The 23,579-nt window shown below is 67.0% G+C and carries 23 protein-coding genes; 11 read left to right on the top strand and 12 right to left on the bottom strand.

Annotated elements, in window-relative coordinates:
• Nucleotides 1-3: 3 nt before the first annotated feature.
• The gene (gene galE / locus ACQPYR_RS15710; protein ID WP_433632888.1) at nucleotides 4-984 is read right to left on the bottom strand and encodes a UDP-glucose 4-epimerase GalE; all 981 of its coding nucleotides are present in this window, start codon (nucleotides 982-984) and stop codon (nucleotides 4-6) included.
• 3 nt (nucleotides 985-987) lie between these two features.
• Nucleotides 988-1,674 (bottom strand): metal-dependent transcriptional regulator, encoded by a 687-nt coding sequence (locus ACQPYR_RS15715; RefSeq protein WP_387284880.1) that lies wholly within the window; start codon nucleotides 1,672-1,674, stop codon nucleotides 988-990.
• Nucleotides 1,675-1,872: 198 nt separating this feature from the next.
• On the opposite strand from ACQPYR_RS15715, the gene ACQPYR_RS15720 reads away from it, so the two are divergent.
• From ACQPYR_RS15720 to ACQPYR_RS15735, 4 genes are all read left to right on the top strand, one after another.
• Nucleotides 1,873-3,150 (top strand): acetoin utilization protein AcuC, encoded by a 1,278-nt coding sequence (locus ACQPYR_RS15720; protein ID WP_433632890.1) that lies wholly within the window; start codon nucleotides 1,873-1,875, stop codon nucleotides 3,148-3,150.
• Nucleotides 3,143-5,911, top strand: a complete 2,769-nt coding sequence (locus tag ACQPYR_RS15725) for a GNAT family N-acetyltransferase (protein WP_433632892.1) — start codon at nucleotides 3,143-3,145, stop codon at nucleotides 5,909-5,911. The genes ACQPYR_RS15720 and ACQPYR_RS15725 overlap by 8 nt, the downstream gene beginning before the upstream one ends.
• A gap of 588 nt (nucleotides 5,912-6,499) precedes the next feature.
• Nucleotides 6,500-6,850, top strand: a complete 351-nt coding sequence (locus tag ACQPYR_RS15730) for an NAD(P)-binding domain-containing protein (RefSeq protein WP_433632894.1) — start codon at nucleotides 6,500-6,502, stop codon at nucleotides 6,848-6,850.
• Nucleotides 6,814-7,101, top strand: a complete 288-nt coding sequence (locus ACQPYR_RS15735) for an NAD-binding protein (RefSeq protein ID WP_433632896.1) — start codon at nucleotides 6,814-6,816, stop codon at nucleotides 7,099-7,101. The genes ACQPYR_RS15730 and ACQPYR_RS15735 overlap by 37 nt, the downstream gene beginning before the upstream one ends.
• A 171-nt stretch (nucleotides 7,102-7,272) precedes the next feature.
• Here ACQPYR_RS15735 and ACQPYR_RS15740 read toward each other — a convergent pair whose 3' ends face one another.
• The 3 genes from ACQPYR_RS15740 to ACQPYR_RS15750 all read right to left on the bottom strand — a co-directional run bounded on the left by ACQPYR_RS15740 (nucleotide 7,273) and on the right by ACQPYR_RS15750 (nucleotide 10,767).
• A complete protein-coding gene (locus ACQPYR_RS15740) occupies nucleotides 7,273-8,241 on the bottom strand; it encodes a sigma-70 family RNA polymerase sigma factor (protein WP_397045490.1) in 969 nt (322 codons plus the stop codon).
• Nucleotides 8,242-8,436: 195 nt separating this feature from the next.
• The gene (locus ACQPYR_RS15745) at nucleotides 8,437-9,954 is read right to left on the bottom strand and encodes a DUF7059 domain-containing protein (RefSeq protein ID WP_433632898.1); all 1,518 of its coding nucleotides are present in this window, start codon (nucleotides 9,952-9,954) and stop codon (nucleotides 8,437-8,439) included.
• 72 nt (nucleotides 9,955-10,026) lie between these two features.
• On the bottom strand, nucleotides 10,027-10,767 hold the full coding sequence (locus ACQPYR_RS15750; protein ID WP_433632900.1) for a VOC family protein: 741 nt from the start codon (nucleotides 10,765-10,767) through the stop codon (nucleotides 10,027-10,029).
• Nucleotides 10,768-10,991: 224 nt separating this feature from the next.
• Here ACQPYR_RS15750 and ACQPYR_RS15755 point away from each other — a divergent pair, with 224 nt between their 5' ends.
• Nucleotides 10,992-12,320, top strand: a complete 1,329-nt coding sequence (locus tag ACQPYR_RS15755; protein ID WP_433632902.1) for an MFS transporter — start codon at nucleotides 10,992-10,994, stop codon at nucleotides 12,318-12,320.
• 213 nt (nucleotides 12,321-12,533) lie between these two features.
• On the opposite strand, the gene ACQPYR_RS15760 is transcribed toward ACQPYR_RS15755, so the two are convergent.
• On the bottom strand, nucleotides 12,534-12,887 hold the full coding sequence (locus ACQPYR_RS15760; RefSeq protein WP_433635140.1) for a DUF3099 domain-containing protein: 354 nt from the start codon (nucleotides 12,885-12,887) through the stop codon (nucleotides 12,534-12,536).
• 172 nt (nucleotides 12,888-13,059) lie between these two features.
• Here ACQPYR_RS15760 and ACQPYR_RS15765 point away from each other — a divergent pair, with 172 nt between their 5' ends.
• The gene (locus ACQPYR_RS15765) at nucleotides 13,060-13,296 is read left to right on the top strand and encodes a DUF3039 domain-containing protein (RefSeq protein ID WP_433632904.1); all 237 of its coding nucleotides are present in this window, start codon (nucleotides 13,060-13,062) and stop codon (nucleotides 13,294-13,296) included.
• Here ACQPYR_RS15765 and ACQPYR_RS15770 read toward each other — a convergent pair.
• The gene (locus ACQPYR_RS15770) at nucleotides 13,269-14,477 is read right to left on the bottom strand and encodes a YihY/virulence factor BrkB family protein (protein WP_433632906.1); all 1,209 of its coding nucleotides are present in this window, start codon (nucleotides 14,475-14,477) and stop codon (nucleotides 13,269-13,271) included. The two genes, ACQPYR_RS15765 and ACQPYR_RS15770, sit on opposite strands and share 28 nt — an antisense overlap.
• A gap of 288 nt (nucleotides 14,478-14,765) precedes the next feature.
• Between ACQPYR_RS15770 and ACQPYR_RS15775 the strand changes: the two genes are divergently transcribed.
• Nucleotides 14,766-16,424, top strand: coding sequence for a DEAD/DEAH box helicase (locus ACQPYR_RS15775; protein ID WP_433635141.1), 1,659 nt, complete (start codon nucleotides 14,766-14,768; stop codon nucleotides 16,422-16,424).
• A 9-nt stretch (nucleotides 16,425-16,433) separates the two neighbouring features.
• Here the strand turns inward: ACQPYR_RS15775 and ACQPYR_RS15780 are convergent, their stop codons facing one another.
• On the bottom strand, nucleotides 16,434-17,042 hold the full coding sequence (locus tag ACQPYR_RS15780) for a TetR/AcrR family transcriptional regulator (RefSeq protein WP_433632908.1): 609 nt from the start codon (nucleotides 17,040-17,042) through the stop codon (nucleotides 16,434-16,436).
• Between the two features lie 107 nt (nucleotides 17,043-17,149).
• Between ACQPYR_RS15780 and ACQPYR_RS15785 the strand changes: the two genes are divergently transcribed.
• Nucleotides 17,150-17,890 carry an SDR family NAD(P)-dependent oxidoreductase gene (locus ACQPYR_RS15785; protein WP_433632910.1) on the top strand — a complete coding sequence of 247 codons (741 nt, stop codon included), beginning with the start codon at nucleotides 17,150-17,152 and terminating at the stop codon, nucleotides 17,888-17,890.
• A 15-nt stretch (nucleotides 17,891-17,905) separates the two neighbouring features.
• On the opposite strand, the gene ACQPYR_RS15790 is transcribed toward ACQPYR_RS15785, so the two are convergent.
• On the bottom strand, nucleotides 17,906-18,784 hold the full coding sequence (locus ACQPYR_RS15790) for an AraC family transcriptional regulator (protein WP_433632912.1): 879 nt from the start codon (nucleotides 18,782-18,784) through the stop codon (nucleotides 17,906-17,908).
• Nucleotides 18,785-18,902: 118 nt separating this feature from the next.
• On the opposite strand from ACQPYR_RS15790, the gene ACQPYR_RS15795 reads away from it, so the two are divergent.
• Entirely contained in the window at nucleotides 18,903-19,472 is a 570-nt protein-coding gene (locus ACQPYR_RS15795; RefSeq protein ID WP_433632914.1) for a class I SAM-dependent methyltransferase, read from the top strand.
• 6 nt (nucleotides 19,473-19,478) lie between these two features.
• On the opposite strand, the gene ACQPYR_RS15800 is transcribed toward ACQPYR_RS15795, so the two are convergent.
• Together ACQPYR_RS15800 and ACQPYR_RS15805 are read right to left on the bottom strand one after the other, a co-directional pair.
• Complete coding sequence (locus ACQPYR_RS15800) at nucleotides 19,479-20,039, bottom strand: hypothetical protein (RefSeq protein WP_433632916.1); 561 nt, start codon at nucleotides 20,037-20,039, stop codon at nucleotides 19,479-19,481.
• Nucleotides 20,039-21,784: a DEAD/DEAH box helicase gene (locus ACQPYR_RS15805; protein WP_433632918.1), complete on the bottom strand. Its 1,746-nt coding sequence runs from the start codon at nucleotides 21,782-21,784 to the stop codon at nucleotides 20,039-20,041. Before ACQPYR_RS15805 ends, ACQPYR_RS15800 begins: the two co-directional genes overlap by 1 nt.
• 143 nt (nucleotides 21,785-21,927) lie before the next feature.
• Here ACQPYR_RS15805 and ACQPYR_RS15810 point away from each other — a divergent pair, with 143 nt between their 5' ends.
• Nucleotides 21,928-22,668 (top strand): TetR/AcrR family transcriptional regulator, encoded by a 741-nt coding sequence (locus ACQPYR_RS15810; RefSeq protein ID WP_433635142.1) that lies wholly within the window; start codon nucleotides 21,928-21,930, stop codon nucleotides 22,666-22,668.
• A gap of 68 nt (nucleotides 22,669-22,736) precedes the next feature.
• Here the strand turns inward: ACQPYR_RS15810 and ACQPYR_RS15815 are convergent, their stop codons facing one another.
• Nucleotides 22,737-22,931, bottom strand: a complete 195-nt coding sequence (locus ACQPYR_RS15815; protein WP_029903635.1) for a DUF7455 domain-containing protein — start codon at nucleotides 22,929-22,931, stop codon at nucleotides 22,737-22,739.
• 273 nt (nucleotides 22,932-23,204) lie between these two features.
• Here ACQPYR_RS15815 and ACQPYR_RS15820 point away from each other — a divergent pair, with 273 nt between their 5' ends.
• Entirely contained in the window at nucleotides 23,205-23,579 is a 375-nt protein-coding gene (locus ACQPYR_RS15820) for a DUF952 domain-containing protein (protein WP_433632921.1), read from the top strand.

Consider the following 23,579-nt stretch of genomic DNA (forward strand, 5'->3'; position numbering starts at 1 on the left):
GGCTTACTTCGCGCTGTGTGCCAGCGGTCCGAGGTCACGCAGGAATTCCCAAGCATCGGCGACGATTTCGTCGAGATCGTTGTGCTTGGGCTGCCAGCCGAGATCGGTGATGGCGCGGTCGCTGGACGCGATCAGCGTGGCCGGGTCGCCGGCACGACGCGGTGCGTCCAGGGCGGCGATTGGCAGGCCGGTGACGCGCTCGCAGGCCGAAATCACCTCGCGGACCGAGAAACCGGTGCCGCTGCCGAGATTGAAGATGCGATGTGTGCCGGATTCGGCGGAGCCGAGAGCCAGCAGGTGGGCGTCGGCGAGGTCGCGAATGTGGATGTAATCGCGGACCGCGGTGCCGTCTGGTGTGGGCCAGTCGGTGCCGAAGACCGAGATCGCCTTGCGATGACCGAGGGCGACCTGGAGCACGAGGGGGATGAGATGGGTTTCCACCACCCGGTTTTCGCCGAGACCGCCGTAGGCGCCGGCGACGTTGAAGTAGCGCAGGCTGGTCGCGGCGAGACCGTGCGCGATCGCATAGGAGGTGATGGCGTGGTCGATGGCCAGTTTGGAGGCGCCGTAGGGGTTGGTCGGCCGGGTCGGCGCGTCCTCGGTGATCGGCACCCGTTCGGGTTCGCCGTATACGGCCGCGGTCGAGGAGAAGACCAGCCGCGGCGTTTCGGTGCGGCGCATCGCCTCCAGCAGCTCGAGCGTCTTCACCACATTGCCGTGCCAGTACTTCTCCGGCTGCTGCACCGACTCACCGACCAGCGATTGCGCCGCGAAATGCAGGACACCGTCGAAGGATTCGGCCTCGAGCAGGGCGGGCGCGGCGACCGCGACATCACCCTCGACGAATCGCGCCTCGGTCGGCACGCCCTCGGCATTGCCGGTCGACAGATCGTCGACCACCACGACCTCGTGCCCCGATTCGAGCAGAACCTGCGCGCAGACGCCACCTACATAGCCTGCGCCACCTGTGACCAGAAGTTTCACGCCTCAGACCAACTTCACCTGGACGGCGTGGGCCATCTCATCCGAGAGCTCGAAACCCGCGTGGCCGGGCACGGTGATGACCACCGAACCGGGCTTGGTCTCGACCGTCACGCGCGCGTCGGGCACCACGCCCGCCTCCCGCAGTTGGCCGATGACCTCGGGATCGGTCTGGATGTGCTCGGCGAGGCGACGCACAACGACCGCGTGCACCTGGCCGTGTGGCAGATCCGACAGCCGCACCAGGGTCTCGTCGGCGCCGCTCTGCGTGGCGAGGCCGAGCTCGTCCAGACCCGGAATCGGGTTGCCGTAGGGGGAGGTGGTCGGGTGGTTGAGCACCTCGACCAGCCGCCGCTCGACATCCTCGCTCATGACGTGTTCCCAGCGGCACGCCTCGGCGTGCACGTTCTGCCAGTCGAGCCCGATGATGTCCACGAGCAGCCGCTCGGCGAGGCGATGTTTGCGCATGACCGCGACCGCCATGCTGCGGCCCTTGTCGGTCAGTTCGAGATGGCGGTCACCGGCGACCAGCAGCAGACCATCGCGTTCCATCCGCGCGACGGTCTGGCTGACCGTCGGGCCACTCTGCTCGAGGCGCTCGGCGATGCGCGCACGCAGGGGCACCACGCCCTCTTCCTCGAGGTCGTAGATGGTACGGAGGTACATCTCCGTGGTGTCGACCAGATCCTTCACCTGTTACCCCTTCGTCGGCACGAATTCTACCCACGCACGTCGGCACCCCCGTGTGCCGCGTGGTTTCGCGCTACACCCGTGACTGCGCTGTGGGAATTCTGTCGGCGCACGGCCTGTCACCGTATTCGCTCTTGCTTGTATTTCTACTGCATACGAACGTCCAACGGGGCCGTTACCTTCCCGCGTAGCGTTGCGAGCATGGCCACTGCACCGCACGGCGAACAGTCCGCGCCGCTCGACGAAGGTGATCTCGAGGCGCGATCCGGGACGGTCGTCTGGACCGACCGCTTCCTCGACTACGCATGGACGCCGGAGCACCCCATGAAACCGGCGCGCCTGCAGTTCACCATGGCCCTGGCGGAAAGTCTCGGATTACTCGACGGTGTCGAGCGATTGGTGCCCGAGCGGGCTGAAGTGTCCGATTTGCTGCGCATCCATACCGCGGACTACATCGAGGCCGTCGAACATGCCACACCTCCCGCGGGTGCGCCGCTCGCACCGCCGTACGGTCTCGGCTCACCGGACAATCCGGTGTTCCCGCGGATGCATCAGGCAGCCTCGGTGATCGTCGGCGGCACATTGACCGCGGCACGCGAGATCGCCCAGGGGCGCACCCGGCGGGCAGTGAGCATCGGCGGCGGCATGCACCACGCGATGCCGGATTCGGCGGCCGGATTCTGCATCTACAACGATGCGGCCGTGGCCATCTCCTGGCTGCTGGAAAACGGATTCGATCGCATCGCCTACATCGATGTCGACGTGCATCACGGCGACGGTGTGCAGCGCGCCTTCTACGGCGACCCCCGAGTGCTGACGATCTCGATTCATCAGCATCCGGCCACACTGTGGCCCAATACCGGCTGGCCGGAGGAGACCGGCCACGGCGCCGCCGAGGGCACCGCGATCAATCTGGCGGTCCTGCCCGGCACCCGGGATCCGCAGTGGTTGCGCGGCTTTCACGCGATCGTGCCCGGTGCGCTGGCGGCGTTCCGGCCGCAGATCGTGGTCAGCCAATGCGGTGTCGACACCCACCGCGAGGACCCACTCGCCGATATGGAACTGACCGTCGACGGTCAACGCGCCGCCTTCATCGCCATGCGCGATCTGGCCGACGAATACGCCGAAGGTCGTTGGCTCGCCGTCGGAGGCGGCGGCTACGGCCTGGTACGGGTGGTGCCACGCGCCTGGACGCATCTGCTGGCGACCGCGCTGGATCGCACCATCGCACCGGAAACCGCGGTACCGCAGGACTGGATCGATATGATCCAGTCCGCGGCGCCGACCGTCGATCCGCCGCGCGCCATGGGTGACGGTGGTGACACTGCCTACCGCCGGTGGGACGGTCCCGGCGGCACGGGGGAAACTGGGGACGCGCGCACCGACCGCGCGCAACGCGCTATCGATACGGCCGTATTGGCTACGCGCCGAGCCACCTTCGGGTTGCTCGGCCTCGATCCGGAGGACCCCCGTGACTGAGAACCCGCCCGTCCCGGATTCCCCGAATACGCCCGCGATACCGCCTCCCCCGCCCCAGCACTGGTTCGCCGATGTACTCGCCTCGGACGGTGGCGTGGTGCGACTGCGCCCGATCACACCCGATGACGCCGAGCGGCTGCAGGAGTTCCACACGGCTCTGTCGGATCGCTCCCGGTACCTCCGCTACTTCGGTCCGTACCCGCGTATTTCGCCCAAGGATCTGTACCGCTCCACCCACGTCGACCACCACGACCGGGTCGGACTGCTGCTGGTACTGGGCGAGGCAATCATCGCGGTCGGCCGCTACGAACTGCTGACCGACCGCACCGGACCGCGCGCCGCCGAAGTCGCATTCGTGGTGGCCGACGAGCATCAGGGACGCGGGCTCGGTTCCATCCTGCTCGAACATCTGGCGGGTGCGGCCGCCGAGAACAAGATCGAGACGTTCGTCGCGGAGGTGCTCGCCGAGAACACTGTGATGGTCACCGTATTCCGTGATGCGGGCTATCAGGTCGAGCGCGCCAGGGACGGTTCGGTGCTGCATCTGGAATTCGCCATCGATCCCACCGAAGCTCGGCTCTCGGTGCGGGATTCGCGCGAACGCGCCTCCGAGGCGCGCAGTGTCGGCAATCTGCTCGCGCCCCGTTCGGTCGCGGTGATCGGCGCCACCGTTGGCCCGGCCCGGGTCGGTGGAGTGATCTTGGCCAATCTGCTTTCCGGAATTTTCCAAGGTCCGGTGTTCCCGGTCAATCCGAACCGGCGATCGGTGCGCGGGGTGCGGGCTTACCCGACGGTGCGCGATATTCCCGATGAGGTGGATCTCGCGGTGGTTGCCGTCCCTCCGGAAGCGATCAGCTCCGTTCTGGACGACTGTATGGCCAAGGGCGTCAAGGGATTGGTCGTGCTCACCGCGGGCTTCGGGGAGACCGGTGATGGCGGTGTGGTTGCCGAACGCGAGTTGGTTGCCGCGGCACGTGGACACGGGATGCGGGTGGTCGGGCCGAGCGCGCTCGGCATTGCCAATACCGATGCCTCGGTTTCGTTGAACGCGACTTTGGCTTCGGTACTGCCTGGGCCCGGGCGCATCGGATTCTTCTGTCAGTCCGGGCCGTTGGGTGCGGCCATCCTCGGTGAGGCCGCTGCGCGCAACCTCGGGTTGTCGACCTTCGTCTCGGCAGGTAATCGCGCGGATGTGTCCGGCAACGACCTGCTGCAATACTGGGACACCGACTCCGCCACCGATGTGATCCTGCTTTATCTGGAGAGTTTCGGTAATCCGCGCAAATTTTCCCGGATCGCGCGTCGGGTCGCGCGGAGCAAACCGATCGTCGCGGTGAGCAGTGGGCGATTGGCCGCGCGGGCCCAGCCGACCGGCGATATGGACCGATCGATCGTGCGGGACCTGTTCGCGCAGTCGGGAATCGTTCAGGTCGACTCGATTTCGGAGCTGTTCGACTGTGCGGCGCTGCTGGGCTATCAGTCGCTGCCCGCGGGTCCTCGGGTCGCCGTGATCGGCAACAGCGCGGCGCTGAACTGGCTGGCCGTCGATGCCGCACGCGGTGAGGGACTCGAGGTTCGACGTCCAGCCGCGGTGCCGTTCGACAATGTTCGGCGACCACGCCCGACCGAGCGTGTGGTGGACGAGGAGTCGATCGGCGATCCGGTCAACTTGGGCCCCGCCGCGACACCGGGTGCATATCTGGACGCGGTGGTCGCCGCGCTGCGCTCGGACGAAATCGACGCGGTTATCGTGGTTTTCGCGCCGCCGGTGCCGCTGCGGATGGCCGGATTCGCCGATGCCATTCGCGAGGCCGCCGCAGCCGTGCCCGATGCGGCGAAACCCATTCTCACCACTTTCGTTGCCGAGCAAGGGATTCCGAACCTCCTGGCCATGCGCGGTCCGGGCGGTACGGCGGTCCGCGGCTCGATACCGTCCTATCCGGATCCCGAGCGGGCCGCACGGGCACTGGCCAGGGCGCACCGATACGCGCAATGGCGCACGAAACCGGTGTCGACCGTGGTTCGTCCGGCGGGCATCGACGCGGAACGGGCCGGGCATCTGGTCGCGGGCTGGATGCGCGAATCCGACGGACGTTGGCTCACCGACCTGGAGGCCGTGGACCTGTTGGATTGCTACGGAATTCGCGTCGTCGAATTCCGCGAGGTCCGCAGCGCCGACGATGCGGTGGCGGCGGCCGAAGAACTCGGCTATCCGGTCGCGGCCAAGGCAACCGGCGAAATGTGGCGGCGCCGACCGGATCTCAGTGGGGTTCGGCTGGACCTGTGGCGGCCTGAAGCCGTGCGCCAGGCCTATTCGCACCTGGTGGAACTATGCGGTGATCCCGCCGTGCACATTCAGAAGATGGCCAGCCCCGGCGTCGGCTGTGTGCTGCGGGTGCAGGACGACCCGTCCTTCGGCTCGGTCATCGAATTCGGCCTCTCCGGCATGATCATCGAACTCCTCGGCGACCGCGCCTACCGCGCCCTCCCACTCACCGCCGACGAAGCGACCGCCCTCATCGACGCCCCTCGCGCCGCCCCACTCCTCTCTGGCACCCCCGCCAGTCCCCGCGTCGACAAACCCGCCCTAGTCGAACTCGTTCAACGCGTCTCGGCCCTATTCGACGACCTCCCCGAAATCCGCGAACTATCCTTCGACCCCGTCCTCGCCTCCCCCAACGCCGCCGCAATCCTCTACGCCCGAGCCCGCTTCGGCCCCCAACCAAGCCGCTTCGACACCGGCCCCCGCCGCCTCGGCTGAACTCCCGCAACTCGCCGCCACCGGGCCGCACGACCCCCGCGCCGCTCAACGCACCAATCTGCTGCACTCGCGCACGCCGCGGTCCCGCGTCAGGTTCGAATCGCCGCCGGACAACGCATGAGACGGATCGATCGTGAGCGGTGTCCGGGCCGGGGCCGAGAGCATCGGCGCTAGTCGACGAGATGGTGAAGCTGTGTGAGTTGCTGGTGCCAGCCGGTCAGCGCGACGGTGACCGGGCTGCGCTCATCGGCGTCGCGGTCTCGCGTCGGCTGGTGCGAATTCGCCGACCGGGTGGCGTACGGACCGGTTCGATCGGTGGTGAGCGGTGCCTGGGATCGCGGCGGCGCCCGTGAGCATCAGCAGCGTCGCGATCGCGGGCGAGCCGGTCAGCGGCGGGGTTGAGTAGGTGGCTTGAAGTGCCGGTGCATTGCGCATGGACCGGTTCGATCGGAGACCGTGCCTGCGCGGGCAGCTCCGACCTCGAACAGGTCCTATTCGGCGCCGACGGCCTGCTCGCCGACGAAAAATCTGCACCCGCGATAGTGGTGGACTGCTCGACCGTCTCGACGGAATCCTCCGCGGCCATTCGTGCGGCTTGCGAACGTGCGTGGTGGGGGCTTCCTGGCCGCACCGGTCAGCGGCAATACGAAGGTGGTCGCCGCGGGCGGACTTTCGATCGCGGCCTCGGGTCCGCTGGATGTCTACGAACGCGTGGCACCACTACTGCGCACCATCGGTAAATCCGTCACCTATGTCGGTGCGGGCGATGTGGCGCGGCTGGTCAAGATCTGCCGCAACCTGTTCCTCGGTGTGGCCACCCCAGTCGATGGCCGAGGTCACCGTCCTCGCGGAGAAGGCGGAGTATCCCGCGCGGCCTTCCTGGACTTCTCAACAACGGCGTCTTGGGTTCGGTCTTCACTCGCTACAAGACCTTCGTAAACCTCGACTACACACCGACTTTCACCCCGATGCTGCTGCGCAAGGATTTCGATCTCGGTCTCGACGCGGCCCGCCGAAGCGACGTACCGATGCCGCTCGCGGAGGCCACCGCACAACTGGCCCAGGCCAGTGTTGGCAGCGGTCGAGTGCACGAGGATTTCGCGAGCATGCTCGATCTGCGGGCCGAGAACTCCGCACTCGAACTGAAACCAGAGAACGTCGCGGTTGACGACGGACTCGGCGGGGATTGAATGGGGTTCGCCGACCGGCTCGCGCGAACCCGGAGGGGGCGGGACGCGCGGTCACCGGTCGGCGTTTCGAGGTGACCGTCCAGGGTCACCAAGCCGGACGCCGAACTTGCCTCGGAGTAGTCCGGCGTCATGGGCACGTGCCGGGATCACCGGCACGAGTTATTGCGGGAATCAGCTGGCGTAGGCGCGCAGGCGGTCGGCCCGCTCTCCCTTGCGCAGCTTCGACATGACCTCGCGCTCGATCTGACGAACACGCTCTCGGGAGAGCCCGAAGAGCTTGCCGATCTGATCGAGGGTGCGCGGCTGGCCGTCGTCCAGGCCGAAGCGCAACCGGATGACCTGCTGTTCGCGCTCGTCCAGGGTGGCGAGCACGCTGCGCACATCGTGGTGCAGGAGCCCGGCGATCACGGCGGATTCGGCCGAGGTGGCCTCGGAGTCCTCGATGAAATCGCCCAGCGGGGCCTCTTCGTCATTGCCGACCGGCATATCCAGGCTTACCGGGTCGCGGCTGTGGTCGAGCAGATCGGAGATCTTGTCGACCGGAATGCCGGACTCGTTGGCGAGTTCGGCATCGGTGGCCTCGCGACCGAGCTGCTGATGCAATTCCCGCTTGATCCTGGCCAGCTTGTTGACCTGCTCGACCAGATGCACGGGGAGGCGGATGGTGCGGCTCTGATCAGCCATACCGCGGGTGATGGCCTGCCGGATCCACCAGGTGGCATAGGTGGAGAACTTGAATCCCTTGGCGTAGTCGAACTTTTCCATTGCTCTGATCAGGCCGAGGTTGCCCTCCTGGATCAGGTCCAGCAGCGGCATACCGCGGCCGGTGTAGCGCTTGGCGAGGGAGACCACGAGCCGGAGGTTGGCTTCGAGCAGATGCGAGCGCGCCGCTTGGCCTTCGCGAACGATGGCGGCCAGATCGCGTTTGCGGGTGGCCGACAGTCGCTTGCCGGTCTCCAGCAGATGCTGCGCATAGAGGCCCGCCTCGATGCGCTTGGCCAGCTCGACCTCGTCGGCTGCCGTGAGCAGTGCGGTACGGCCGATCCCGTTCAGGTACACACGTACCAGGTCGGCGGCAGGGCTCTGGGCGTCGAGGTCCGAATCGCTGGTGCGCACACGAGTGGTGGCGGGGCTTGTCATGACTTGCCTCCTGTCGGTGGTGTCTCACTCCGAACAACGGACCCGACAGGTAGAAAGTTCCCCGCTACTGCTCCGATAAACCGCTCTGAACTGCGGTTTCCATCAATCGCGTCTGAGAAGTTCCTGAGAACCCCACCCTGTCGGAACAGCCCGTGCGCGAAAGGGTCCGGAGGGATGCGAGCGGTTGCCGCTTCGTTACACGGGCCGCACCAAACCATGGCGAACCAATCCGGCCACCACGGATAATGCGTCGGCCGCGAACTCCTCGGTCACTTCGCCCGATCCGTCGGCGAGCGCGAGCAGTTCCAGCAGCTCGTGTAACGGCAAACCCTCGGCGCGCATTCCCGCGACGAGTGCGATGGTGGACTCGTCCACTTCGTGCTGCCAGCGCGGACCGTCGCCGCGGTGCAGCCGCGCGACCTGCTGCTCCCAACCGAATTCGCGGTGCAGGTAGACCCGTTCCAGCGCGGTTGCCGGATCAACCACGAAACGTGTTGACCAGGCGAGGTTTTCCTCGGCGGCGGCGCGGCGCAACCATGCTGAGCGTGCGAAATACGCGGTGGCCTCGGCGCCGAGCGGATCGTCGAAGCCGTGCGTCAGGTCCTCGGCGAGCAGTTCGCTCGGACCGTCGATGGCGTGCAGGTAGACGAAGCCGAAGCCGATGCCCTCGACGCCCGCGGCGGTGAAGGCGTCGAGCCACAGTTCGGCGCGCTCCTGCGCGGCCGGGTCGCGCGGATCCAACCCCGCATCGCGCAGCCATGTTCCGACATAGAGGGCCGGATCGGCGACATCGCGCTGGACCACCCAGGCATCGACGCCGTGTGCGGGCAGCCAGGACGAGACGCGTTGGCGCCAGTCCTCGCCGTCCACATGCACCCATGCCGCCAGCATCGCGGCGGTGCCATCGGGGGCGAGCAGGGCGGGGGCTTGCGAGATCACCAATTCGCTTGCGCCATCGAGGGCGAGGCCGGAGTCGCGGTAGGTGTGTTCGATGCGGGCGGGGCCGACGACGAACGGCGGATTGGCCACCACCTGGTCGAAGCGGCGACCGGCCACCGGCTCGAACCAGGAACCGGCCACAAGTTCGATATCGAGTCCGTTGAGTGCGGCCGTCGCCTCGGCCAGCCACAGGGCGCGCGGGTTCACGTCGGTCGCGGTTACCCGGTCCGCGTACGCGGCCGCGTGGACGGCCTGGACGCCGCAGCCGGTGCCCAGGTCCAGCACCGAACCAACCCGGCGGGTGGGGGTGGCGCGCAACAGTGACAGGGAGGCGTGGCCGACGCCGAGCACGTGATCCTCGGTCAGGGTGCGCCGGAACATCGAATCGTCGAGGTCGGACAGGATCCAGCGGGTGCCATCGCCCGCGTCGAGCGGACGCAGGTCCAGGGCCGCGCGCACATCGTCACCGTCGCGAGCGAGCAGACCGGCGGCTACCGCGCGGTCGATCTCCACCGGTGCCAGTGCGGCCGCGACCTCGCGTTCGGGCATTGCGTCACCGAGCAGCCACAGGCGGATCAGGGTTCCGAGTGCGCCCGCTCGACGCGCGGCGCGGCGCACCGGCACCGGTTCGGACCGGCCCAGTGCGGCATGCGCATCGGCGCCGAGCACTTCCAGCAGCATGTCGGCGTCGTAGCCGACGCGGGTCAGCGCGGCCCGCAGATCGGGGCACAGCGCGGTGAGCAGCGATCCGGTGGTCGTCTGGTTGGTAGGCACACCGGTACTCTGCCACCGCGACACGCCAGCAACAGAAACGTACTCGTCGTGTCACTTGGACAGCGTGCGATATCAGACGCCGTTCGGGTCGCGGCCGGTAATGCAGTAGGGCGCGTCGGCCGGATCGGACATCACGATCCAGTGCTCATGGCGCTCGACCAGTGTCGCGCCGAGTGACTCGTGCCAGGCGGCGGTGGCGTCGATATCCGCGGAGGCCAGGTCGATATGCGCGCCGGCGGGTCGATCCTCGCCGAGGCGCTGCAGCAGAAGCTGGACCGGCATCGGCTCTTTCGCGCGCAGCCGGGCGAATTCGGGCAGGCGACCCTGCGTCAGGTCCCAATTGGTGAGGGTGGTCCAGAAGCGGGATTCGGCCGCGTGGTCGGTCGGGCCGATATCGAGGCAGACCTGGTCGAGGCGGGTGAGGGTGCCGTCCGGGGCGCGCACGGCCGGGGCGGGTGTGCCCTTCGCGCGGCCGCTGGGGGTGAAGCAGAAGATCTGACCGCCTGGTGAGCGCAGCACGGCGTACCTCTTGTGGTTGGCGACCAGTTCGGCATCGAGGTCGAGTGCGATGCGGACCGCGGCGGTGACATCGTCGACGTCGAAATCGAGGTGTACCCGCCCGAGTCCGGTCACCGCCTGCATCTTGACACCGGCATCGGCGAATAGTGCAGGATCCGGTAGGAGCGTGAGGAATTCGTCGTTCTCGCCGCGTCGCGGCGAGAGTTGGGTGTCGGTGATCGTCGACCAGAATGTCGCGCATTCGTCGAAACGTTGCGTCGGGCGGTCGAGGAAGGCCCAGACCCACCGAATCATGCTTTCTCCTGTTTCCTGGCGGGAGGTCCCGCGCCGCAGCCGGCATGCAGTTGTCGCATCCTCCGGCGATTCGGCGGCGCCCGCGCCCGGTTGGCGCGGATGTGTTGCACATCACTGGCGCTGAGGGAGTTCCCGTCGCTTACCCCCGCCACACAGTAGGTCTCGCCCGCGATGCTGTCGAGCCGGTTTCGGCTCGTCCGTGACTGGCACGATCTTGGCGGTTTATGGCATTCCGGCCACTCGTTCGATGCGCGAAATTCCGGCACGCTCAGCGGGTGACTGAACTGCAGACGCCTCGGGTACCTGTCGAATCCGTGCCGCGGCGGCTGCACCCCGCCTGGATCGTCGCCGGTGTGGGATTCATCGCACTCTTGGGCGCGGCGGCGTTCCGGTCGGTGCCGAGTGTGCTGCTGGACCCGCTGCACGAGGAGTTCGGTTGGTCGCACGGCACCATCGGTGCCGCGGTCTCGCTGAATCTGCTGCTGTACGGGCTGATTTCGCCGTTCGCGGCGGCCCTGATGGACCGATTCGGTATCCGCAGGGTGGTGGCGTGCGCACTGGTGCTCGTCGCGGCGGGTAGCGGCCTCACCGTATTCATGACCCAGCCTTGGCATTTGGTGGCGACCTGGGGGCTGTTGGTCGGGGTCGGCGTCGGATCGATGTCGATGCCATTCGTGGCGACGATCACCGGTCGCTGGTTCGTGCGCCAGCGCGGATTGGTGACCGGCGTGCTCACCGCGGCGGGTGCGACCGGGCAACTGATCTTCCTGCCGGTGGTGTCCGCTGTCGCGCATGAGCACGGCTGGCGAGTGCCCTCGCTGATCGTCGCGGGTGCCGCGCTGGCGGTGGTGCCGCTGGTGCTGCTGTTCATCCGCGACTTCCCCAGTGACGCAGGTGTTTGCGCGTACGGCGCGGAACCCGGCAGCACAGTTGGACTGCGCGTGCAGGCGACCGGTGGTGCGACCCGCGCGCTGACGGTCTTGACCACGATCGCGCGCAGTCCCGGATTCTGGCTGCTCGCAGGCGGATTCGCGATCTGCGGCGCATCGACCAACGGGCTGGTCGGCACTCACTTCGTCAGTGCCGCACACGATCACGGCATGCCGCCGACCACCGCCGCCGGTCTGCTGGCACTGGTCGGCATCTTCGATGTCGCGGGCACGGTCTTCTCCGGCTGGCTCACCGACCGCGCCGATCCGCGCTATCTGCTGGTCGGCTACTACACGCTGCGCGGACTGTCGCTGTTGATCCTGCCGTCGCTGTTCGCGCCGGACACTGAGCCGAGCATGTGGGTGTTCATCATCTTCTACGGCCTGGACTGGATCGCCACCGTCCCACCCACGGTCATGCTCTGCCGCGAACTCTTCGGCGCCGACGGCCCCGTCGCCTTCGGCTGGGTCTTCGCCTCCCACCAGATCGGCTCCGCCATAGCCGCCACCGGCGCCGGCATCATCCGCGACGTCCAAGGCTCCTACAACCTCGCCTGGTACATCGCCGGCGCCCTCTGCGCCGCCGCAGCCCTCATGTCCGCCACCATCCGCCGCCACCCCTGATATCGAGAATGCGCTGGTGGCGGGCCATTCTCGATGTTTGCCTCCACCGTTGCATGATGATCACTCGTCCAGTTTGATCGTCGGCGTGTCGGCACCCGCGTGGTGGCTTGCGGCGTGCCCCTGCCCCTGCCCCGCCTGCCCTGACCCCGGCCTGGACCTCCCTACCTACCAGGACCTAACTTCCCCGTCCCTGGACCTCAGCCGCTCCCAGCTTCAGGAATCGATGGCGCGGTGTGGCCGGGATTCGATGGCGGTGCGGGGGCGGTCCCAGCGGCTGGGTTCGTCCTTGCGGCGCGGCGGGCGGTCATTGGCGATGAGAACGGCGATCCAGGGGAGAGGGATCGAAGCGGTGATGATCAGGATCGAGAGCAGGGCGTTGCTGAAGACGCTGTAGGCGACCGCGGCCAGGATCAGGCAGGGGATGCGGAACGCCATGATGATGGTGTAGCGGCGAACCCTGGCGCGGTGCTGATCCTCCAGTGACGGCGCGGCCTCGGTGATCAGCACCGGGTGCTTCTCGTCATTGCCGGGGAAGTAGCCGGTGGACTTGCGCGGTGGCGTCGGCATTGCGACGTCCGGGCGATCACCGCTGCCGATGTCGTCGGCGTCGGGGGTGTCGCCGTACTGCTGCATACCCTGAGTCTTCCACTGTCGAGGGCGCACCGCACATGGCCTGGTCAGCTCGACGAACACCGACCGATATCAGCCGAGCTCGCGAGTATGCGGCATCATGGAGTCCGTGAGTACCGACACTCTGGTTCGCCCGGATACGACCACCGACGAGACGACCGGCGACGACACCCCCAAGTTCTTCCACTACGTGAAGAAGGACAAGATCGCCGAGAGCGCCGTCATGGGCACCCACGTGGTCGCCCTCTGCGGTGAGGTCTTCCCGGTGACGCGCTCGCCGAAGCCCGGCTCGCCGGTCTGCCCGGACTGCAAGAAGGTCTACGACGGCTTGCGCAAGGGCGAATGAGCCGACGCCGGTGACGCATCGCCGCGCGCGCTGAGTCGTGCCCGGTCGGCATCGGCGCCGTTGTCGTCTGTCCGCTCGATCGGCCCCCGACCCTCCTGTGGGTTCGGGGGCTTAGCTGTGCCCGGATCATCCTGTTCGGTGCCGGAGTCGTCCCCGCCCAACTGATTGGACAACCATTCCTTCACCTGATCGATGCGGGTGCTGCGGGCGGGCCAGAATTCCTGCACCGCGGCATTGAACTCCGCGCCGAGGATGACCGCGAAGCCCAAGAAGAACGTGAACAGCAGGAAGGCGATCGGCGTTGCGAGCGCGCCGTAACTGACACCGGTCCTGGTCACCCACGACAGGTAGCGGCGCAGTCCCTCGCTGGCGGCCATGAAGAACACGCCTGCGACCAACGCCCCGCCGAACAAGCGGTGCCACGGCAGCGATTTGTGCAGTGCCAGCTTGTACAGCGTGGTGAGCCCGATGATCAGCACCAGGCCCACGCCCGGGTAATAGAACGAGTCGATCAGCCGCAACCCGGGTTCCCGCCACGAATCCGGCAGCACCCGTCCGATCAATGTCGGACCCAGCGCGATCAGCGGCAGCAGGAATACCGCGACCACCAGGAACAGCACATACAGCAGCAACGCGAAGATGCGCTGCCACACCGGATGCCGGGCATCCTTCTGGCCGTGCGCCTCGACGATCGAATCCACGAAGGTCGACATGGCCGAGGATCCCGCCCACAGCGACATTACGAAACCCACCGAGACGAAGGCGGCGCGTCCGCGACTGAGCACGTCGGTGACGGTCGGTTCGATCAGATCGCTCACCACGCTGGTGCTGAACAGGTCCCGGCTGAACGCGATGATCTTCTGCTGGACGATCTCCACGGTGTCTGGTCCGAACCATTCCCCGACGTAACCGAGGCTGCCGAGCAGCCCGAGCAGCAGCGGCGCCAGCGACATCGTCTGCCAGAACGCCGCGGCCGCGGATTTGGCGAAAATCGAATCGTTCCACGACTTCACCGCCACCCGCACGACGAGTTTGCCACCATGTCGCGCGGCATGCGCAGCCCGCGTTGCGGCGTGGCGGGCACAGGTCGCCACCGTGGGTTCCGCGCCGCGTCCGCCGCTGTGGATCGGCTGGTCGCCGACCCCCGGGGTGTGGCGCGGTAGAGCGCTTTCGTCGGTCATGATGCTTAACAGCATCGCGCATCCGAGCATATTGTTCCGGTTTGCCGTGGCATCGAGTCGATGGGGAGCAGATGAACACGGCGTGGCGCAGGGTTCGGCGTGTGACGCCCGTCGCCCACGCCGCGTCGGTTTGGCGACACGCCATGGGGGACAGCTAGGGTCGTCTTCGTGACTGTGTCGGGTGGCGCCGCTGTGGCGGGAGAAGCGGAAACACCGGGCGATTCGCAAAAATCGAGCGCCGCGGGTTCCACAGGTGGTTCGCTACGCGCCTGGCAGCGCCGGGCCCTGATGAAGTACTTGTCGACCAAGCCGAGGGACTTCCTCGCGGTGGCGACGCCGGGTGCTGGTAAGACCACCTTCGCACTGCGGGTCGCGGCCGAACTGCTGGCCGACCGCACCGTCGACCAGGTCACCGTGGTCGCTCCGACCGAACACCTCAAACATCAGTGGGCCCAATCCGCGGCCCGCGTGGGCATTCAGCTGGATTCGCGCTTCTCCAACGCGACCGGTGCGACCTCCGGCGACTATCACGGCGTCGTGGTCACCTATGCGCAGATCGCCTCGCATCCCGCGCGGCACCGTGTCCGCACCGAAAGACGCAGAACGCTGGTGATTCTCGACGAGATCCACCATGCGGGCGATGCGAAGTCCTGGGGTGAGGCGACAGCCGAGGCATTCGGTGACGCCACCCGCCGGCTCGCGCTGACCGGTACCCCGTTCCGCAGCGATGACAGCCAGATCCCGTTCGTCATCTACGAACCCGATGAGGCCGGTTTCCCGCGCTCGCGCGCCGACCACACCTACGGCTATGCGGATGCATTGGCCGACGGCGTGGTCCGGCCCGTCGTCTTCCTGGCGTATTCCGGTGAGGCGCACTGGCGCGACAGCGCGGGTGAGGAGTATTCGGCCCGCCTCGGTGAGCCGCTGAGCGCCGAACACACCGCCCGTGCGTGGCGCACCGCCTTGGATCCGGCAGGTGACTGGATGTCCAAGGTGCTCGTGGCTGCCGACACCCGGCTGCGCCAGCTGCGTGCGACCGGTATGCCCGATGCCGGTGGTCTGGTGATCGCCACCGATCAGGAGCGCGCCCGCGATTACGCCGAACTGCTGGAACACATCTCGGGCGAGCGGCCAGCGGTGGTGCTCTCGGATGATCCGTCCTCCTCGAACCGGATCGCCGAATTCAGCAAGAACACCCAGCCGTGGATGGTCGCGGTGCGCATGGTGTCCGAGGGCGTCGACGTGCCGCGACTCGCGGTGGGCGTCTATGCGACCAGTGCCTCGACACCGCTGTACTTCGCCCAGGCCATCGGCCGGTTCGTGCGTGCGCGCAAGCCAGGCGAGACCGCCAGCGTGTTCCTGCCGTCGGTGCCGGTGCTGCTCGATCTGGCCGCACAGCTGGAACTGCAGCGCGATCACGTCATCGGTAAGCCGCACCGCGAGCAGAACGGTCTCGAAGACGAACTCCTGATCGACGCGAACAAGCAGAAAGACGAGCCGGGCGAGGACGAGAAGCCCTTCGTCGCACTCGCCGCGGACGCCGAACTCGACCAGGTGATCTACGATGGATCCTCCTTCGGCACAGCCACTTTCGCGGGCAGTGCCGAGGAGGCGGACTACCTCGGGATTCCCGGGCTGTTGGACGCGGAGCAGATGCGGGCGCTGCTGCGTGAACGTCAGTCCAAGCAACTCGCCGAACGCGGTGAGGCCGCGATGCCCGATCCTGGTCCGCAGGTCGCCTCGGCCGCCGAGCGGGTCGCGACCGCGGATAAGCTCGGTGAGCTGCGTCGCGAGCTCAACAGCCTGGTCGCCATGCACCACCATCGCACCGGCAAGCCGCACGGTGTGATCCACGGTGAGTTGCGCCGCGAATGCGGTGGTCCGCCAACGGCATTGGCCACCGCGGATCAACTCGGTGAGCGCATCGCCGCCCTGCGCCGTAAGTAACCGTGGCGATCAGTGTGCGGTGGCCGATACGGGCCACGCGGCCATGGCACAGTCGATGGATCGGGTGAGTTCGGTGTGCGAGGCGCCATCGCGGGCGCGGATCGACAGACCGTACAGCACCGTGGTGTAGAAGCCGGCCAGGGCCGCGGTATCGGTGTTTGGAGGTAGCTCACCTTCCGCGACACCGCGATCCAAGCGCTCGCGGATGTCTTCGGTTGTCTCGCGCCGCTTTTCGACCAAAAAGTCGCGGATGGTTTCGCTGCGGGTGGTGTAGGTGGAGCCCGCCAGCACGACCATGCAGCCGTGCGGTTTGTCCTCGTGGGTATAGGCAGTGGCGTTGTCGCGCAACATGGCTTCGATGCAGGCGCGGGCGGTGGGTTCCTCGCGCAGGGCGCGTGCGGTGTAGCTGCCTTCGGTCTCGCCGTACAGGCCGACCGCCGCGCGGAACAGCTCTTCCTTGCCGCCGAAGGCGGCGTACAGGCTCGGTGAGTTGATGCCCATCGCCGCGGTGAGATCGCTCATCGACGAGCCCTCGTAGCCGTGCTCCCAGAACACCTCCATGGCGCGACGGAGCGCGACCTCGCGGTCGAAGGCGCGTGGGCGTCCACGTTCGGCCATGGCCCATTCCTTTCTGTGTCGATCGTTAAATATACCCCTTGACGTCGTCGCCGCCCATGCGCTTAGCTATTTATGTATTGATCGACACAGAATTAGGAGGAGTCACGATGTCGGATCTGACGGGCAAAGTTGCGCTGGTGACCGGAGGCAGCCGAGGGATCGGAGCGGCGATCGTGCGGCACCTGGCCGCGGCGGGCGCGGATGTGGCACTGACCTACCAGCACAACGAATTGCTCGCGAAATCGGTTGTCGCCGAGGTGGAAGCGTTGGGGCGGAGCGCAATCGCCATTCGAGCCGACAGTGCCGACGCCGACGCGGTCGTTGCGGCGGTGCATCGGGCCGCGACCGAACTCGCCAGGCTCGACGTGCTGGTCAACAACGCGGGCATCTTCCCGGCAAAGCCGTTCGAGGAGTTCACCGTCGAGGAGGTCGACCGCGCGCTCAATATCCATGCGCGGGCGGCGTTCGTCGGTTCGCAGGCGGCGGTCGAGCATATGGTCGAAGGCGGGCGGATCATCAGTATCGGCAGCAACCTGTCCGAGCGCGCCGCGTTCGGTGGACTCGCGCTTTACAACCTGAGCAAATCCGCACTCAACGGATTCACGAAAGCCCTTGCGCGCGAACTCGGTCCGCGCAACATCACGGTCAATCTGGTGCAGCCGGGCTCCACCGACACCGATATGAACCCGGCCGACGGTGACCACGCCTCCCCCCAGATCGACTTGACCGCGCTCGGCCGCTTCGGCTCCACCGACGACATCGCCGCCACCGTAACCTTCCTCGCCGGCCCCTCCGGCCGCAGTATCACCGGAGCGACCTTCACCGTCGACGGCGGCACCAACGCCTGACGCCGCAGCGCGCGATTACCCGGTGAAGTAGCGGCCGGGGGAGACGCCGACGGCGCGGCGGAAGGCGGCCACGTAGCTGCTGGGGGTGGCGTACCCGACGCGGCAGGCGATGCGGGCGATCGGCAGGCCCTCGGCGAGCAGGGGGAGGGAGGCGGCCAGGCGGATCTGGGTTCGCCACTGGCCGAAGGAGATTCCGGTTTCGACGAGGAACTGACGGGTCAGGGTGCGAGGGCTGGTTGCGGCGTCGGCGGCGAATTCGGCGAGGGTGCGGGGGTCGGCGGGATTGCGGGTCAGGGCGTCGGCGACCTGTCCGGCTCGGGCATCCACCGGTCGTCGGGCGCCGACAGGAATCACCTCGACCGGCTCGAGCAGGTCGAAGATGACCGCCTCCGCGCGCCCGCGCCGCGCGGTGGCGTTGTCGTCGTCGGGATTTCGAGTCGCCGCGGCGACGACCCCGTCGGTTCGGGTGGCGGTGCGCGGGTGCGCGCCGAGAGTGGGCTCGTCGACGTGCTCGCGTCGATCCGCGTCCTCTCTGCGCGCGAGTGCGGTGTCGGGCCCGGTGAGATGGTCGAACAGTTCGCGCAGCAGTGGCGACACTCGCAGCATTGTCGGGGCGGTGAGCGAGACGGGACACCGATCGGGTGCCACGAAGATGCCGCGCATGGTCGCGCCCTGGGGGGTTCCGGTTCGGTGTCGGGTACCGCCGGGGATCCACAGGGCGCGGGTGGGTGGTAGCACCCAGTATCCGTCGCCGATTTCGACGGCGATGACGCCCCTTGCCGCCCAGGCGATTTGGTGCTGCGGATGTTCATGGGTGTCGAACCAGTAGCCCGCGGATATGACGCCCGCGCCGAAGACCATAGCGGTATCACCGATCGCGGCCGGGAATACCACGGATCCGTCGTTCGGCTGGGATGTCCCGGGTTGGGGCACCAAGAATTGGCCGTTTCGCGACACAACTTGTCAACGTAGCCTGTCGTGGTCACAGCCGGCCGCTTCTAGCGTGAATCGCATGGCGATGAACTACGTACACAAATTGATGTGCCGATCGGCGGCGTGGGAGCGTACGAGTACGACGCGGATCGTCCCGTGGGCGCTGTCCGGTCTCGACCTCGGTGCGTCCGCACTCGAGATCGGCCCCGGCTACGGTGCCAATATCCGCGCCCTGCGAGAACGCACCCGCAAGCTGACCGGTGTCGAGATCGATCCGGTGCTCGTCGATCGGCTGCGCACTCGGCACGGAGCCGCGATGACGGTGATCGAGGGCGACGGTGCGGATATGCCCTTGCCCCCAGGACAATTCGACTCGGTCGTGTGCTTCACGATGCTGCACCACGTACCCACCGTCGGAGCGCAGGACGCGCTTTTCGGCGAAGCCCTGCGCGTCCTGCGCCCCGGCGGTGTATTCGCAGGCAGCGACGGCCTCGACGGCCGCGTATTCCGCCTGCTGCACCTCGGCGACACCTGCCTGCCGGTACCGCCGGAGCACGCCGCCGACCGGCTCACCCGCGCCGGCTTCACCGATGTCGAGATCGAAACCGGCGAACGCAGTTTCCGCTTCCGTGCCCGCCGCCCCGAGTGAATCCTTTCAGTGCACCGCTATTGCGGCCTCGAAGTAGCCCGCAGGATCGAGTGCGTTGATCGGGGTCCAGCGGGGAGACTCGACCGGCACTGTCGAATCCTGCGGTGCCGCTTGGAAATAGCCCTGGATCTCCAGCGCCAGGCGGGGATTCTCGTCCACGCGGCGGGCCATGTCGTAGAACACCGCGAGGACGTGCACGCAGCGGGCAGTGCGAGCCGAACAGGAGCAGTCCGTCCCGGCCGGGTCAGGTGCCGGGCTGATGCCGGCGTCGACCAGCGCTCGGTGCATCTCGTCGGTGAGAACTGTTGTATCCGGGATGATTTCGGAGATCGCGGTGATGGCCGAGCGGGAAAGTGGCGCGAATTCGAGGTGGGTTACCGAGGCCTGTCCACCGCGGTGGATGGCGGCGCGCACGATGCGCCCTTCGATGCTCGCCTGGACACCACTGTTGCGGGCAATACTGCGGGCACGGGGGAGCAGCGAGTCGGGTCGGGTCTGGCGCAGTGGTTCGGCGAGCCGGACCCAGTCCATGCCCCATGCCGTGTATCCGAATTCGTTGTCCGCCATCAGTTCTCCCTCTTGCGGCGCAGGATTTCGATGAGCTGGTCGTCGTCGAGGCGGGCCAGCGCGGCGATCCCGGCGGAATCGTCGAGGTCCGCGAGGGCGGATTTGCGGTCGTGCATGCCCGCGATGTGTTCCTCGACGGTGGTGCCCGAGGTCAGGGTGGTAATGGTGACGGTGCGGGTCTGGCCGATGCGATGCACCCGGTCGGAGGCCTGGGCTTCGACGGCCGGATTCCACCAGCGGTCGAAGTGGATGACATCGGCGGCACGCGTCAGGGTGAGACCGGTGCCTGCGGCGCGCAGACTCAGGATCAACACGGGCGCACCGTCTTCGGCCTGGAAGCCGGAAACGATCTCGGCCCGCTCGGCCTGATTCAGTCCGCCGTGGAAGAACGGCGCCCGCACCCCGAATTGCTCGTGCAGGTGGCGGACCAGCAGGTCGCCGGTGGCGCGATACTGGGTGAATATCAGTGTCGGGTCACCGGTTTCGAGATTGTTGGCCACGATATCGGCGCACAGATCCAGCTTTCCGGACCGGCCCGCCAATTCACCGAGCTCACCGGTGATCAGTCCCGGATGGTTGCAGACCTGCTTGAGAGCGGTGAGCGTCGCGAGCACTCGGCTCTGCCGTTGCGCGCCGTGGCCGAAGCCGTCATCGATCGCCTTGTCGAGTAGCTGGTCGTAGAGCCGTTCTTGTTCGGTGGTCAGATCACAGAGCAGATCGCTGTGGATCTTCGCGGGCAGCGATGCGGCGACCTGAGCCTTCTTGCGCGCCAACAGCACCGGTTCGAGCGCATCCCGCAGTCGTCCCGCCGCGGCCGCCGAACCCTCGTGGATCGGCCGGACGAATCGACGGCGGAACTGGGTGCGATGCCCGAACAGCCGCGGCGCCACCAGATTCAGCAGCGCCCACAGCTCCTCGAGATGGTTCTCCACCGGCGTACCCGTCAGCGCGACCTTCGCCTCCGCTGTCAATGCCCGCGCCGCCTTGGACACCTGGGTGCGCGGATTCTTCAACGCCTGCGCCTCATCGAAAACTACTGTCGCCCAGGACCGATCGGTCAACGCATCACCGTGCAACCGCAGTATCGGATACCCCGTCACCACAATGGTCCCGGCCGCATCCGCGATCTGACCCCCACGCCACACTACCGCCCGCAGCCCCGGCGCGAACCGCGTGATCTCATGCGCCCAGTTCCCGACCAACGACGTCGGGCAAACCACGAGCTGCGCTCCGCTCTCGGCGCGCCCGAGCAGAAACCCGATGGTCTGCACCGTTTTCCCGAGCCCCATCTCATCGGCCAAGACCGCCCCGCCGTGCGCCGCGATTGTTTCGTGCAACCACCCCGCCCCGCGCAGCTGATACGGCCGCAACTCCGCTTTCAGCCCCGCCCGCAATTCCGCCCCGATGCACCGTGTTTCGCGCAACACCCGCATCGCACGCTCGGCGGACACGATCGATGTTCCGGCAGCGTCAGGGACAGCGTGCGCCGCAACGGGCAGCGGCACCGTCCGCGCATCGCACGGTTCCGCTCCGTCCTGCAGTACTGCGCGCCAAGTATGTACGGACGGGCCCGCGTCACCGAGGTTCAGATTCAACAGCTCGTCCGGATCGACGAGTGCGCAATCGACATCGGTGACCTCGATGGCGCCGCCCGGACCCGTCGGCACTGCTAGGGACAGCGCTTCCCGGTCGCCGTCGGGCGCGCGGCCGGGCGCGGATCCGTTCCAAGTCCACAGCGCGAACATGTGGCGGTCGGGTAGGTAGGTGGCCTGTGTGCTGGGCAGAGCGCTCCCCTAGTTCGTCGTATGGTGTACGGAGTATTGTAACAACGTACAGCGTACCGAATTAATTCCGAGAGGACCACGTGACCGACCAGGCGAAACAGTTGATGAGCCTGCTCTGGCGACATGCTGTGCCGCCGCGACCCGGTGGGCGCGGCCCGAAGCAGACGGTGAGTGTCGATGAGGTCGTCGTCGCCGCGATCGCCCTCGCCGATCGGGAGGGGTACGAGAAGGTGTCGATCCGCGCGGTGGCCGCCGAACTCGGCCTGCGCCCGATGAGCCTCTATACCTATGTGCCGAGCAAGGAGGCATTGACCGTGTTGATGGTCGACACGGTCGCACTGGAGGATGTACCCATCCCGGCCGATCTGCCGGTCCGTGAGCGAATGTCCGCGATCGCCGAACAGGTCCGTGCGGAACTGATCGCGCACCCGTGGCTGCTCGAGGTGCCACCATGGCGGCTCGTGCTCGGTCCGGGCCGGATGCGCCGATACGAACGGCAGCTGGCTGCGATCGAGGGGATCGGGTTATCCGATCTGGCTATGGATCGGGTGATCGCGGTGCTGTCGGAATTCGCGACCGGCAATGCGCGGATGGCGATCGCCGGAATCCGCAGTACCGCGGAGCTGACCGACGCGCAGTGGTGGGAGCAACACGGCCCGCTGCTGACCCAGGTCATGTCGGTCGAGGAGTTCCCGATCGCCTCGCGGGTCGGTGCGGCGGTAGGCGAACGCTATCAAGCGCCGTCGGACCCGCCGGGCGACTTCGCCTTCGGTCTCGGGAAACTGCTCGACGGCATCCTGTCCGGAGTAGCGGGACCGCAAACGCCGACAGCGGGCGACCTGTAGGTCGCCCGCTGTCGTCTATCAGCGATGTTCTGTTGTTCGATGCTGTTGTGTCGGGACGCGAGGACTGGTCAGAGCGCGGGAGCTGATTCCGTATCGATCACGGCTTCGAGCTCACGCAAGCGATCCATGTGTTCATTCGCGTGGTGCTGGCAGAAGAGCAACTCGCCACCTGCGGGCAATACGGCACGAACTCGTGCGGCAGCACCGCAGCGGTCGCAACGATCGACCGCGGTCAGTGGGGTGCTTGTCAGGGTTCCTGGCATGACTCCTCCGTCCTGGCTCCCGGCACTACAGTCCGTTCACCTGGTGTGGGGCCCGTGGTCACTCCGCGGGCTCGCTACCGCTACTTCCCAGCAGGGGTATGACTACTCTGTCAGACGTTCGGGACGGGGGCTTTGTTCCCGGAAGTGATTCTGTGTGTTTTCGATAACACCACCTGGGATTTCGCTACTGGCGAACATCAGTGGTTACGTATCGAACTCCACTCGACCACGATCACGAACAGGCCTATCCAGTTGTCTACCGGGAGATTACCCGTGATCCATGACACTCACACGCTCGTTCACATTTGCACACTCACCGATTGGCTGACCGCCCGGCAAACCGGCGAGTACCGCCCCGAGTCGTTCGAGGAGATCGGGTTCATCCATCTCTCCACGCCACAGCAGGCGCATCTGCCCGCCAACCGACTGTTCGCCGGACGGTGGGACATGGTGCTGCTGCGTATCGATCCGGCCCGCGTCGGCGCACCGGTGAAATGGGAACCGGGCGTGCCCACCGATCCGGAATCGATGCTGTTCCCACATCTGTACGGTCCGCTGCCGGTGGGCGCGGTCACCGCAGTGGTCGAGTACCAGCCCGGGGCGGACGGCACCTTCGCCGCGCTCGACCCGAACTTTCCAGCGTCCTGA

The organism is Nocardia sp. CA-120079 (assembly GCF_050955745.1).
Lineage (GTDB): Bacteria > Actinomycetota > Actinomycetes > Mycobacteriales > Mycobacteriaceae > Nocardia.